The 13215-nt window shown below is 71.0% G+C and carries 10 protein-coding genes and 2 tRNA genes; 6 read left to right on the top strand and 6 right to left on the bottom strand.

All coding sequences use genetic code 11. The features are described 5' to 3' along the window. The first annotated feature begins 99 nt into the window (after positions 1 to 99). From orn to C8E96_RS16620, 4 genes are all read left to right on the top strand, one after another. Positions 100 to 708, top strand: a complete 609-nt coding sequence (gene orn / locus C8E96_RS16635) for an oligoribonuclease (RefSeq protein WP_091383478.1) — start codon at positions 100 to 102, stop codon at positions 706 to 708. A gap of 64 nt (positions 709 to 772) precedes the next feature. Further along, positions 773 to 848, top strand: a tRNA-His gene (locus C8E96_RS16630). Between the two features lie 628 nt (positions 849 to 1476). Beyond that, positions 1477 to 2238 (top strand): S1 family peptidase, encoded by a 762-nt coding sequence (locus tag C8E96_RS16625; RefSeq protein WP_091383477.1) that lies wholly within the window; start codon positions 1477 to 1479, stop codon positions 2236 to 2238. Positions 2239 to 2308: 70 nt separating this feature from the next. Next, complete coding sequence (locus C8E96_RS16620) at positions 2309 to 2524, top strand: RNA-binding S4 domain-containing protein (protein ID WP_091383476.1); 216 nt, start codon at positions 2309 to 2311, stop codon at positions 2522 to 2524. Here the strand turns inward: C8E96_RS16620 and C8E96_RS16615 are convergent. Continuing rightward, positions 2521 to 3741 (bottom strand): L,D-transpeptidase, encoded by a 1221-nt coding sequence (locus tag C8E96_RS16615; protein WP_091383475.1) that lies wholly within the window; start codon positions 3739 to 3741, stop codon positions 2521 to 2523. The two genes, C8E96_RS16620 and C8E96_RS16615, sit on opposite strands and share 4 nt — an antisense overlap. Before the next feature lie 170 nt (positions 3742 to 3911). On the opposite strand from C8E96_RS16615, the gene C8E96_RS16610 reads away from it, so the two are divergent. Next, a tRNA-Lys gene (locus tag C8E96_RS16610) sits at positions 3912 to 3984 on the top strand. 116 nt (positions 3985 to 4100) lie between these two features. Here C8E96_RS16610 and C8E96_RS16605 read toward each other — a convergent pair. The 5 genes from C8E96_RS16605 to C8E96_RS16585 are packed head-to-tail and all read right to left on the bottom strand — an operon-like array spanning position 4101 to position 10180. Then, the gene (locus C8E96_RS16605) at positions 4101 to 5471 is read right to left on the bottom strand and encodes a hypothetical protein (protein ID WP_091383474.1); all 1371 of its coding nucleotides are present in this window, start codon (positions 5469 to 5471) and stop codon (positions 4101 to 4103) included. Positions 5472 to 5524: 53 nt separating this feature from the next. Beyond that, the gene (locus C8E96_RS16600) at positions 5525 to 6769 is read right to left on the bottom strand and encodes an MFS transporter (RefSeq protein ID WP_091383473.1); all 1245 of its coding nucleotides are present in this window, start codon (positions 6767 to 6769) and stop codon (positions 5525 to 5527) included. Further along, on the bottom strand, positions 6766 to 8115 hold the full coding sequence (locus C8E96_RS16595; RefSeq protein ID WP_091383472.1) for an ATP-grasp domain-containing protein: 1350 nt from the start codon (positions 8113 to 8115) through the stop codon (positions 6766 to 6768). The genes C8E96_RS16600 and C8E96_RS16595 overlap by 4 nt, the downstream gene beginning before the upstream one ends. Continuing rightward, complete coding sequence (locus C8E96_RS16590) at positions 8115 to 9113, bottom strand: class I SAM-dependent methyltransferase (protein WP_091383471.1); 999 nt, start codon at positions 9111 to 9113, stop codon at positions 8115 to 8117. Before C8E96_RS16590 ends, C8E96_RS16595 begins: the two co-directional genes overlap by 1 nt. A gap of 17 nt (positions 9114 to 9130) precedes the next feature. Further along, complete coding sequence (locus tag C8E96_RS16585) at positions 9131 to 10180, bottom strand: pyridoxal phosphate-dependent aminotransferase (protein ID WP_133794521.1); 1050 nt, start codon at positions 10178 to 10180, stop codon at positions 9131 to 9133. Between the two features lie 131 nt (positions 10181 to 10311). On the opposite strand from C8E96_RS16585, the gene C8E96_RS16580 reads away from it, so the two are divergent. Then, complete coding sequence (locus C8E96_RS16580) at positions 10312 to 13095, top strand: AfsR/SARP family transcriptional regulator (RefSeq protein WP_166658025.1); 2784 nt, start codon at positions 10312 to 10314, stop codon at positions 13093 to 13095. Positions 13096 to 13215: the final 120 nt, after the last annotated feature.

Raw genomic sequence — 13215 nt, 5'->3', positions numbered from 1 at the left:
CCCTCAGACAAGCCGTCAGAACCACGCGGAAGCCTAGAACGACTTCCCCCGGCGCGCCGGGCCAACGAACCCCACAGGCGGGGGAGATAAGCTCGCCTGGTGACGGACCGCCTGGTATGGATCGACTGCGAGATGACAGGGCTCGACCTCGGCAAAGACGCCCTGATCGAGATCGCCGCCCTGGTCACCGACTCCGAACTCAACGTCCTGGGCCCCGGGGTGGACCTCGTGATCCACACCGACGACGCCACCCTCGACGGCATGCCCGACGTGGTCCGCGAAATGCACGCGCGCTCCGGCCTCACCGAAGAAGTCCGCGCCAGCACCCTGACCCTCGCCGAAGCCGAACGCCAAGTCCTCGACTACATCAAGCAATGGGTGCCCGAAATCCGCACCGCACCCCTCTGCGGCAACTCGATCGCCACCGACCGCGGCTTCCTCGCCCGCGACATGCACGAACTCGACAACCACCTGCACTACCGGATGATCGACGTCTCCTCGATCAAAGAACTCTGCAGGCGCTGGTACCCGAGGATCTACTACGCGCAGCCCGACAAAGGCCTAGCCCACCGCGCCCTCGCCGACATCCAAGAGTCGATCCGAGAACTGCGCTACTACCGGGGAACCGCCTTCGTCGCCCAACCCGGCCCCACGACAGAAGAGGCCAAAGCAGTCGCCGAATCCGTCATGCCAACCCCCGAGACATAACCCATTTCAACCCCCGCCACCCGACACGCTACGATGTTCCAGCACCGGGTGACCGGCGCACATGGTGGGTGTAGCTCAGCTGGTAGAGCACCTGGTTGTGGTCCAGGATGCCGCGGGTTCAAGTCCCGTCACTCACCCCATGGGCCCCCCTTGTCTGCGGAAAGCGCAGACGAGGGGGGTTCGTTATTTGTCCCGGGGGGCGACCCCCCGGACCCCCACGGTGCGATCGGTGGCCATGCCAGCCTGCCGGACCACCAGGGACGGCTCGCGCTGCGCGCATCGGGTAGGTAACGAACCGTTGGGTCGGCACCGGTGCGATCGGTGGTCAACCCGACGCTGCCCGACCAGGTTGCTCTGCCACCTTCCCCGACGACGACCCCCAAGCCCACGATGGCCCTCCCGACGCGGTGGAGCAGGTCACTCTTGGCTCTTTGTCCCTGCAGTTCCCCCTGCGCCCTCGTCCTGGCCGCACTTAACTCTCGGGTGGCGGTGTCAAGGGTCGGCTTGCCGATCGCGCAGCGACGGCCGTCTACGGCCGCCCTTGATACCGCCACCCGAGAGTTAAACAATCGAGGCCGAGGGAGACCCACCAGCGCCTAGGGAGCCCCCACCCCGCCGCCCAGGCCGACCCAGCGGCCACAACTGGTAACCGTTAGGTGGCGGCTGGTAACTGGTGATAGTCCGTTGTGGGTGTTCAACGGGGTGGGATTGTACTTAGTTTCTCCTTGTTGCCGGGTCGAGGGACCGGCACGAAAGGAGAAGCACCTCATGAAGGTTCGTTCCCTGCTAGTCGGACTCATGGCGGCCGTCGCGGCGGTGGCCGGGTCCGGCGCCACGGCGTCCGCCGACGACGTCAGCCCGATGATCGTGGGCGGCGGCAACGCCACCCAGACCTACAGCTTCATGGTGTCCCTGCAGTCCACCAGCGGCGGCCACTTCTGCGGCGGCTCGCTGATCAAGGCCAACTGGGTCGTCACCGCGGCCCACTGCGTGTCGGGCAAGTCCCCCAGCAGCGTCCAGGCGCGCATCGGGACGACCAACCGCACCAGCGGCGGCAGCGTCGCCCGCGCGTCGCGCATCATCATCCACCCGAGCTACCGGGGCCCGTACGACATCGCCCTGGTCCAGCTCAGCACCAGCGTCAGCCAGGCGCCGGTGACCATCGCCAGCGCGTCGGGCGCCGTCGGCACCCGCACCCGCATCATCGGGTGGGGCCAGACCTGCCCGATCCGGGGAGCCTGCGGCGCCCCGGTGACCCTGCAGCAGCTCGACACGTCGATCGTGGCGGACAACGAGTGCAGCGGGATCAGCGGCTCGATCGAGATCTGCACCGACAACCCCAACAACAACGCCGGCGCCTGCTACGGCGACTCGGGTGGTCCGCAGATCAAGTCCGTGAACGGCGTGTGGCAGCTCATCGGCGCCACCAGCCGCTCCGGCGGCGGATCGCAGTGCGCGGTGGCCCCGTCGATCTACACCGACGTCCCCGCGTTCCGCAGCTGGATCCAGCAGTACACCGGAGCCCTGTAGTCCGGTGACCGACAGCGCCCCCACTCGGTCCCGGGTGGGGGCGCTGTCGCGTCCGCGCGATGATTACCGGATGCGCGACATCGAGATCAAGGACGACATGATCAGGCTCGGCCAACTGCTCAAGCTGGCGGGCCTGGCCGAGGACGGCGCACACGCCAAGGAACTGCTCGACGCCGACGAGGTGGCGGTCAACGGCGAACCCGAGATCCGCCGAGGCAGGCAGGTCCACCCCGGCGACATCGTCACCGTCGGCCCCGACGAGATCCGGGTCGCGAGCCGCCGCTAGCGCTTGCCGCCCTGTTTCCAGGTCTCCCAAGGGATCTGCCACACGCTGAGGCCATCCCAGGCCTCCAGCACCGGTCCACCGGTGTTCTGCACGGTGATGACGTCACCCTTGTTGGAGATGCTCTGCAACCAGGTGGCGTTCTCCGTGGACATGTTGATGCAGCCGTGGCTGACGTTGCGGACCCCTTGATCGCGCACGGACCACGGTGCCGAGTGGTAGAAGATGCCGCTGTTCGACATCCGGCTGGCCACCGCGACCTTCGTGCGATACCCGGCCGAGGAGTCCACCGGGACGCCGTAGGTCGAGGAGTCCATCGTGTAGTTGGTGTGCTCGCTCATGACCACGTAGGTGCCGACGGGCGTCTCGTGGGCCTTCTTGCCGGTCGAGATCGGGATCGTGCGCGCGACGACACCGTTGACCGTCACCGTCATCTGGTGGGTCGCCCCGTCGGCCACCGCGACGACCGAGTCGCCGATCGTCACGGTCGCCTTGCGGTCCTCACGGCCGAAGACGCCGTTGCCCAGGTGCTTGCCGTAGACGGCGGCGTCGACCGTGACCGTGGTGCCCGCCTTCCAGTACTCCTTCGGGCGCCAGTGGACTTCCTTCTCGCCGAACCAGTAGAACGCGCCTTCGGTGGCAGGCGACGCGGTGATCTTGATGGCCTTCTCCGCGGCCGCCTTGTCGGCGATGTTGGCGTCGAAATAGAACGCGAACGGCTGCCCGACACCGACCTTCTGCCCGTCGAGCGGATTCATCGACAGGGCGGTCTGCCGCTTCGCCTTGGCCGTGGTGAACGTCGACGCGGACGTGGCCGTGCCGCCCGCGGGGTCCTTGCCGGTGGCCGTGACCGTGTACGTCTTGCCGTAACCCAGCTTCTCCGCCGACGCCCACGACTTCCCGTCGGCCGCGATCGCGCCCGCGACCTGCTTTCCGTCCTGGCCCTTGAGGAGCACCTCGGTGACCGTCCCGCCGGTCGCGGCCACGGTCACCGGCTCGCCGGGAGCCACATCCACCGCCTTGTCCGCGGGCGTCAACGCCAGCGCGAACGGCACCGAAGGCGTGCTGGACGCCCCCGATGTGATCGTCGCCTCACCGGAGGGCCCCTCAGTCTGCGCGGCCGGTGCGGTCACCGTGCACCCCGCCGCGAACGCCACAACGGCAACTACCGCCGCGACGACCCGCGCACCGCGTAGCGGCGCACGTCCTCCCCTGGTCATACCGACCTTCCATCCTGCTCACAACGGGCCCGACCTATGGGACACAGTGTGCCCGACCGGACCGACTCTCCGGTCGAAGTCTGACCAACCTGAGACCTACCCCCCGATTTCTTCCGGGCGGACACCCTGTGCTAACTTTTCTCCCGTCAGAGCGGGAGAACATCCCGCGAGCGTCGCTAGCTCAACTGGCAGAGCAGCTGGCTCTTAACCAGCGGGTTCGGGGTTCGAGTCCCTGGCGGCGCACAATCAATCCCCAGGTCGACATCCGTGTTGACCTGGGGATTTGTTGTTTCTTGTAGTGGTTTCCCGTGGCACTGTCCATTGTGGTCCCGCGGGCCCCGAAAGGTCCGCCGCCGGGCTCACTCCTCGTGCGCTGCCCGCGTCTGGTGGAGCACGGGGCCCGCGTACGCGCCGGTGGCGATGTTGACCACGTCGCTGCCCGAGTCGGTCGGGGTGGCCCGGATGTACGCGCCCCCGTACCCGTTGACCACGGTGAAGACTCCCCACAGGCACGTCCACGGCCGCAGGTCGCCGTGTTCGTCGGGGAATTGCTCTGGGGTCGGGCGCACCCGCCGTTGGAGGACGTAGGGGCCGTCGACCGCGGCGAGGATCTGTTCGCGCCACTGGTGTGGGGTCAGGTCCCGCGCCCAGCCCAGCAGGACTCCTTCCCCGCCCGCCAGGGAGGTCGGCTTGAGCGCCAACTCCTGTTGGTTCGCGAGGGTGTAGTCGACAAGGTCGACGCGCTCGCCGCCCTCCAGCGTGACCGGGCCGCGGCTGACCCTCCGGGTCCACGGCAGGAGGCGGTCCAGACTGGCCAGCTCCTCGGGGCCGAACAGCCCGCGGTTGCGCTCGTCCGACAGCATCGCGAGTGCGCCCTTGCTGGCGTACGCGGCGGAGTCCAGCGGGGTGAAGATCGTCACCTCGCCGCGTTCGGCGGCGTCGAGCAGGGGGTCCAGGAGGGCCGCGATCTCGGGGGACTTGAGCAGGTCCCCGATCAGGAACGCGCGGAAGACGACGTCCACCGGCCTGCCGTCGAGCCACACCCGGCCGTCGCGGGCCTGCAGCTGGCCCAAGTGGGCGGGGTGGGCGTCCAGCCCGTGCTCCCGCCAGCGCGCGCACAGCGCGTCCATGTACGGGAGCATCTTCGCGTGGCCCTCGGGGGTGTCCGTGAGCGCGACGACCGGGGAGTCGCCGGGACCGAACCCGCTCTCCACCCGGATGTTGTTCACCTGCTCCCGCAGGGAATCCACGAAGCCCAGCCCGTGCTCCCCGGCGAAGTCGGCGAGCGCCGGGTGCGCCAGCAGCTCGCGGCACAGGTCGGCGTTGTCCATCCCGCCGACCGCGCTGCCGATGTTGAGTTCCAGCAGCTTGAAACCGTCCCCGTCGGCATACAGGTCGGCCCGGGTCTGCCGGGAGACCGCGGGCCCGCGGCCCCTCATCACCGCGGCGACCTGCACCTCGGAGAGTCCCACCGCGCGGGCGAAGGCCGCGAAGTCGCCGCCGAAAAGCCGGTCGGGGAGGGAGGCCAGCGCTTGTCGCAGGTTCTCCAAGTCGGTGTGCAGCCGCACCTGTTCGGCGTGGCCGAGGAAGAGGGGACGCGAGAGGTAGCGGTCGGAGTAGAAGGTTTCCAGCAGCGCCGAATCCTGTGGATCACCCGTCAGCTCACCTGCTTTGGCGCCGCTTTCCACGACTCTGGCCAAGTAGTCCCGGGTCAGTGACACGCGGTCCATGGACGTCTCCCTCTGCGTTCGATCACCCGGAGTTCTTGTGGGACAAGGAATATCTAGCCCGCGGGCACGGGTGCCGGTTCCGCCCCGGCCCGCTCCTGGGACAGCCGCGACCAAGCCACCGCGAGCGCGACCGATGCCCCCGCCCCGATCAGGGCGAACACCGCGATGACAACCTGCGCGGGGATGAGGTCCGCGGCGAAGCCCGCCGCCGAGATGCCCACGCCCTGCGCCACCCGGACCGCCGCGGAGGCGACGCCGAAGGCCTGGCCGCGCATGGCGTCGGGCACGGCGAGGCTGTACGCGGCGTTCGCGGGCACCTGGTACGCGGAGAACAGGCCGGACAGTGCGAACAGGGCACAGGTGACCGCGATGCCGGGCGAGACCACCGTGAACACCAGCACCGCGCACGAGGCGACCGCGAGCGGGCCCAACAGCCGCAGCCCCCGGTCCGGGCTGACGAACCGGGTCAGCAGGAACACCCCGACGACGGCCCCGGCGGGGCTGGCCGCCAGCAGCAGCCCCACTCCCGACGGTCCGTGCCCCAGGGCCTCGGCGTAGGGCGCCGCGAGTCCTTCCTTGCAAGCGTAGAACCCTGACACACAGCCGAAAGCCAACAGCAACAGCAGCCTGCGGTCGGCGCGGACCATGCCCGCCCCGCCGGTGACCGCGCTCCACCGGCTCGCGCCCGGCGGCGCACCGGCGGGCCGGGCCCGCTTCACGAGCCCGAACTGGGTCAGCAGGGCCGACAGCACGAACGTGCCCGCGTTGACGAGCAACGCCGCCGAGGGGCCGAGAAGAGCGACGGCGAGCCCGCCCGCCGCGAACCCGGCGAGCTGCCCGAGCTGGGCGGTCACGTTCACCACCGCCGCGGCGGCGAGGTACGCCTCGCCCCGCACCATCGTCGCCAGCAGCGCCGCCCGGGCCGCCATGTGCGGTGACTGCAGCAGCTGCACGAGGATCAGCAGCGCGCCCAGCACCCACAGTGGAGTGTCCGGGACGGCCATGGCGGCGACCAGGCCCGCCCGGGCCAGGTCGCACACCACCATCAGCCCGCGGCGCGGGTAGCGGTCGGCCAGCCAGGACAGCAGCGGACCGCCGATCAGCTCCGGCAGCAGCGTCAGGGCGTAGGTCAGCGCCGCCAGACCCGCGGAGGCACTGCGCTCGAACACGAGCACCGCCAGCGCCACCTTCGCGAGCTGGTTGCCGCCCACCGCGACCAGCTGCGCCAGCCACAGCATGCGGAACTCGCCGATGGCGAACACCTGCCCGAAGCGGGGCCGCGCAGGCCCCACGGTCATGGGCGGGCCACGGACTGCGCGCGTCCCGCCGTCCGGCGGACCACGCGCTCCCCCTCGTCCACGGGCTCCCAGGCGAGCTCGTACGCGTCGATCACCTGCCGGACCGCGCGTTCGACGTCCCGGCCGGTGGCGGCCCGGAAGCGGTAGCGGCCGCCGGTCTCCTTGGCCCCGCCGGTGCCGTCGAGCACGGCGCCCGGCGCGGGCAGCACCTCCGCGTACATCTCCGGCACCCGGTCCAGGAGCGAGGTCGTGGAGACGACCCGGCAGGGCCGGACCGGCGGCTCGGGCATCAGCAGGTAGCCGCCCGCCTCGCCCCCGGCCGCGGACGGGGCCAGTCGCGGGGACTCCCCGAGGGTGAGCCGGGTGGCGACCTCCAGGAGGTCGAGCCCGTACACCTCGCGCCACAGGTGCGGCAGTTCCGCGCCCCCGGGGCGCGCCGCCACCTCGAGGAAGACCAGGTCGTCGTAGGCTGCGGGGACCGCCGTGGGATCGGCGGGCCGGTCCACCACGAACACCTCCAGGTGGAAGACGCTGTCGCGCACCCCGAGGGCGGCCATGACCACCTCGGAGTACCCGGCGAGGCGCTTCTCCAGCACCGGATCATCGCTGGCGACGGAGCCGAACGGCTGCCCCAGGGTGTAGTCCAGACAGGTGTTCAGCAGCCGGAAGGCCCGCAGCACCCGCACCGCCCCGTCCTGCACCACCCCGTCGACCTGGTACATCGTCGCGTCGATGAACTCCTCGCAGGAGTAGTTCTCCAGCGGCGAGGCGAGGGTCTCCGCCAGCGAGGCGGCCGAGTTGATCAGGTAGATGCCCTGGCTGCCCGAACCGTCGCGGGGCTTGAGGACCACGGGGAAACCGGTTTCCTCGGCGAACCGGGCCACCTGCTCCGGCGACCCGACGTCGGTGAACCGCGGAACCCGCAGTCCCGCCGCGACGACCAGTTCCTTCATCGTCACCTTGTCGCGGACCCGTTCGATCTCGGCCGGCCGCGGACCGGGGACGTCCAGCAGTTCGCGCAGGCGGGCCGCAACCTCCAGGTCCCGTTCGAACAGCGCCACGACATGGTCGAGCGGACCGAACTCCCGCACGATGCCGAGGGCCAGCTTCGAGACCGCCTGCCAGTCGGCGAGGTCGTCGACCACGCCCACCGCCTCGGCCAGTGCCGTGTCCACGCCGCTGTGCCCCGCGGTGGACGCGATGTAGGCGACCCGGTCGACCGCGTGGTCGACGTACCGCGGGTAGCGGCAGTCCGTCTCCCGGTCGAACCTGTTGAGGATCAGGATGTGCCTGCCCGGCCCACCGGCTCCCGCGGCCCCACTCTCCAGGTCTTTCATCTCGCTCATCACTCCGCTTGCTCCCGGGTCAAATGCATCAGCGCGGTGTACGGGGGAAGGTCGAAGTCGATGATGTCGGCCGTCCGCCAGCCCGCCTCGGCCAGGACCTCGGTCCACTCCCCCAGCGAGGGCAGCATCTGCCCCATCACGGCGTGCGCGGTCTCGAAGCCGAGGGTGAACACCGGGTGCTGCTCGGTGGGCGCGAGATCGGAGCGGTACGTGTCGCAGACGATCAGGTCGGTGGCCTTCGGGAACGCCTCGCCGATCAGCTTCAGGCTGTTCAGGCACTCCTCCCGGGGCCAGAGGTCGTGGCCCATCATGAAGGTGCAGACGAACTCGACGTCGGCGAACTCCGGGCGGAACTCCATTCGGGTCGCGTCGCCGTGAACCACCGACAGGCGGTCCGCGAGGCCCGCCTCGTCCACCGACGCCTTGGCCAGCGCCAGGGCGCCCGGTGCGATGTCCACGCCGATCCCGCGGAACTCCGGGTCCCGACCGGCCAATTTGATCAGTCGTTCGCCGCTGCCGCAGCCGAGGTCGGCGCCAACGCTCAGGCCCCGGTCCGCGATGATCTTGTAGAAGGTCGGGTCGACGTAGGAGAACCCCGCGTCCCGGGCGGCCAGGCCGATCGCCTTGTAGTCGCGGGTCACGTAGTCGCCGGTGCGGCGCTCATTGCGGACCAGCTCGGGCATGGTCCGGAACAGGTCCCCGCAGCCGCGGGTGAGCCAGTAGAAGAAGCCCTTCTTCGCCCAGGTCTCGGCGAACTGCGGGCCCCGCACGGCCGTGCGGCGGTCGGCGGCGAGGTGCACGACCTCGGCCAGCGCCAAGCCCCGGGTCACCGCCTCCACCGACGGGCTGTCGAGGTCCTGCTCGGCGGCGAACTCCGCTAAGTTCACCGGCTGCTCGGAGGCCTCCAGCCGCTCCAGCAGGCCCAGCTCCCACGCCGCGGAGATCGCGTAGGCGGTCACGGTGTTGTTGTATATGTTGTCGATCACGTTCGTCTTCATGATTCCCCCATGGTCATTCACGTTGCGGTGGCGAGGATCTCGTCCACCGCGGTCAGGAGTGCGGCCAATTCGGCCGCGGTGCCCACGGTCACCCGCAGGCCGTCGCCCGCCGGGGCGACCCGCACCCCGAGGTCGAGGAGCCGGGCCGCCCAGCCCCCGGGCTCCCGGGGTGGGCGGGCGTACAGGAAGTTGGCCTGGCTCGGCGTCACGTCGAAACCGCGCCCCGCCAACGCGTCCGCGAGCTCTTGCCTGCGCAGCCGGTTGCCCTCCCGGCGTCGGGCGGGCGACTCCGGGTCGGCGAGCGCGGCCAGCGCGGCGACGCACCCGGCCGCGCTCACGCTGAACGGCGTCTGCAGCGAGCGCAGCGCGCCGATCAGGGAGGCGTGGCCGATGCCGTAGCCGACGCGCAACCCGGCCAAGCCGTGGATCTTCGAAAAGGTCCTGGTGGTCAGGACATTGGGCAACTCGGACAGGGCAGCGAGCGGGAGTTCGTCCGCCGCCGGGTCCGCGTAGTCGTGGTAGGCCTCGTCGTTGAGCACCACGGTGGTGGCGGGCAGGGCGGCCACCAGGTCCGCGACCGCCCGCCTTGGCCGGAAGGCACCCGTCGGGTTGTGCGGATTGGACAGGGCGACCAGCCCGACCGGTCCGCGGTCGGCCAGGTACTCGGAGAGGTCCGCGTATGAGTCCGCCGCACCGACCGCCCTGGTCAGCGTCGGCGTGCCGCACTGGGCGCCGAGCAGCGCGTACAGCTCGAACTCCGGCTCGTGGAAGAAGGCGGGCCGGTCCGGGCCGGTGAACGCCCGCCAGGCCAGGCTGATGACCTCGGCGCTGCCCGCGCCGACCAGCACCCGGTTCAGCGGCACGTCGTGCAGCTCCGCGATCGCCGTCTCCAGGGCGCTCACCGGGGGCGGATACCGGTGCAGCTCCGGGATCACCGCGCGCAGCGCGTCGGCCACGTCGGCCGGTGGTCCATCCGGGTGCTCATTGGCGTGCATGCGCATGATCACGCGGCGGCCCGCCACTGCTCGCCCGAGCCCGTCCTCGCGAAGATCAACGCAGCGCGGCACACGGCTCCTCCCCCCGTTGAGTCGATGTCGATTAACCTAGGAACCGCGACTGGACGACGACTGGACGACCGCTGGACGGCGGCTGATCGGCCCGGAGTCGAAGGCGCGGCGCGACTATGGGGGGAACGCGCGTGAAGATCCAACTGCTCGGCCCCGTGCGGGTCCTGCAGGGCGACGAGCAGATCGACATCCCGACGGCGGGCCGACGGGCGGTGCTGGGCCTGCTCGGCCTGGCGTCGGGCAGGCCCGTCTCCAGGGCCGAGCTGATCGACGCCCTCTGGCACGACGACCCGCCGCACACCGCGGTCAACGTCATCCAGACCCACGTCAAGCACCTGCGCAAGGTCCTCGAACCCGACCGGCCGAACCGGGCCCCGAGCGTCCTGCTCCCCTCGGTCGGCGACGGCTACACCCTGCGCACCCAGGGCTGCGACCTCGACGTCACCGCCTTCCGCGCCGGGGTCGGCGCCGCCCTCGAAGCCCGCGAGCGCGGCGATCTGGCCCGGGCCGTCGAGCTGTTCGACTCCGCGCTGGGCCTGTGGCGGGCCGACGCCCCGCTGTCCGACGTGCCCGCCCTGGCGGCCCACCCGGCGGCCCTCGCGTTTGTCGAGGAACGCTCCGCTGCCCTGGCCGCCAAGGGCGAGACCTTGCTCGCCGCGGGCGCGGCCGACGAGGCGGTCACCATCTTCGAACAGCTCGCCCACGCCCGACCGTTCGACGAATCGGCCCTGACCCTGCTGATCCGAGGGTATGAGTCCGCGGGCAGGCGAGCCGACGCCGTCACCGGGTACCACCGGATTCGCCGCAGACTCGCCGACGAACTGGGCATCGGCCCCGGCCCCGAACTCGCCGCCGCATACCAGGCCATCCTCGCGAACGAGCACCCTGCCACCGAGCCTTCGCGGAGCAGGCGCCGCCACCTGCCCGCGACGCTGCCCGGCGACGTCGCCGACTTCATCGGGCGGCGGAACGAGCTCGAGCGGCTCGACGCCGTCCTCCTCGGCCCTGGCGGCACCGCCGTGCCCGTCGCCGTCGTCTCCGGCACCGCCGGGGTCGGCAAGACCGCCCTCGCCCTGCACTGGTCGCACCTGGCCCGCACCCGATTCCCGGATGGTCAGCTCTATGTCGATCTGCGCGGCTACGACCCCCAGCAGCCGCTGTCGGGCACCGATGCCCTCGCCCGGCTGATGTCGGCACTGGGCATGCCCGCACACGAGATCCCGACCGAACCCGACGACCGGGTCACCCGCTACCGCACCGAACTCAGCGGCCGCCGGATCCTCATCGTCCTCGACAACGCGTCCTCTGTGGACCAAGTGCGTCCCCTGCTGCCCGGGACGGGTTCCTGCGCCGTCCTGGTCACCAGCCGCGACACCCTGGGCGAACTCGTCGCCCGGCACGGCGCCCGCAGGCTCGACCTCGACCTGCTGCCCATGGACGACTCACTCCAGTTGCTGCGCACGCTCATCGGCGACCGGGTCGACCGCGAGCCAGGGGTGGGCGAGGCCCTGGCCGCCCTGTGCGTCGGACTGCCCCTCGCCCTGCGCGTGGCCGCCGAACTCGCCGCCACCCTGCGCACCACCCCGCTGCCGCACCTGGTCTCCGAACTGACCGACAGCCGCAGGCGGCTGGGCATGCTCGACTCCGTGGGCAGCTCCGTCAGCGCCGTGTTCTCCTGGTCGTACCACCACCTGCCCGCCGCCGCGGCCCGCGTGTTCCGGCTGCTGGGCCTGCAGCTCGGCCCGCACATCTCCGTCTGCGCGGCCGCCTCACTCGCCTGCCGCACCACCGACGAGGCCCGCACCGCACTCACCTTGCTCACCCGCGCGCACCTGGTCCACCTGGTCGGACCCGACCGGTACGGCATGCACGACCTGCTCCGCGCCTACGCCACCGAACTGGCCCACGACGACATCACCCCCGCGGTCCGCGACGGCGCCCGGCAGCGGCTCCTCGACCATTACCTGCACACCGCGCACGCCGCGAGCGAGGTCCTCGACCACCGCGACCCGGCCCTGCTGCCCACCCCCGCCGACGGGGTGGCGCTGCCCGCCGCCCCCGACCCGGAGGCCGCGCTGGCCTGGTTCACCGCCGAACACCAGGCTTTGCTCAACGCGGTCCACACCGCACCCGACGCCCACGTCGGCCACCTGGCGCGCGCCGTCTCCACGTACCTCGAGCTGCGGGGCCACTGGGCCGACTGGGTCGAGGTCCAGCGCGCGGCCCTCGACGCGGCGCACCGGCTGGGCGACCGGCCGGGGATCGCCATGGCGCACCGCGAACTGGGCCGCGCGAAGGCGCGCATCGGCCGCTACGCCGCGGCGGGCGAGCTGCTGTCCCGGGCGGCGGCCCTCTTCGCCGAACTCGGCGACCCGCTCGGCGAGGCGCACTGCCACAACAACCTCACCTTGGTCTTCGAACGGCAAGGCGAGTTTCCCCGCGCGCTGCAAGAGGCCACGCTCGCGCTGGCGAAATACCGGACCGCGGGCAGCCGGGCGGGAGAAGCCCGCGCACTGAACAACATGGGCTGGTGCAACACCCGCCTGGGCAACTACGAGGAGGCCGTCCGCTGCTGCGAGAGCGCCCTCGCCCGCCAGCGGGAGACCGGCGACCGCGGCGGCGAGAGCGCGACCCTGGACACCCTCGGCTTCGTCCACCACCACGTCGGCCGGTACGCGCAGGCCATCGGCTGCTTCGAGCGGGCACGCGAGATCTCCCGCGAATGCGGGGATCGGTACAACGAAGCCTGCCTCCTCGACCACCTCGGGGACAGCGCCCTCGCGGCGGGCTCCCCCGCGACCGCCGCCGAGGCCTGGCGCACCGCCCGCGACAGCTTTCTGGAACTGGGCCACACCGCCGCCGCGGACCAGTTGGACGACAAACTCGCCGCCCTTCCGCCTCCCCGGAATTTTTAAGTTTTGGTCGCCTTTGGTGGATCCGTGACGGTTGCGTTGTAGCCGTGGTCGGCTGCAGTCACGGTCCCCTTAGGTGGCGGTATCGGGGGTAGGGGTGGCGGTGTCGGGGAGTGCGGGAAA

Origin of the sequence: Actinokineospora alba, from assembly GCF_004362515.1 — a bacterium.
Taxonomy (GTDB): Bacteria; Actinomycetota; Actinomycetes; order Mycobacteriales; family Pseudonocardiaceae; genus Actinokineospora; species Actinokineospora alba.
This window is presented reverse-complemented; position numbering and strand designations above follow the sequence as displayed.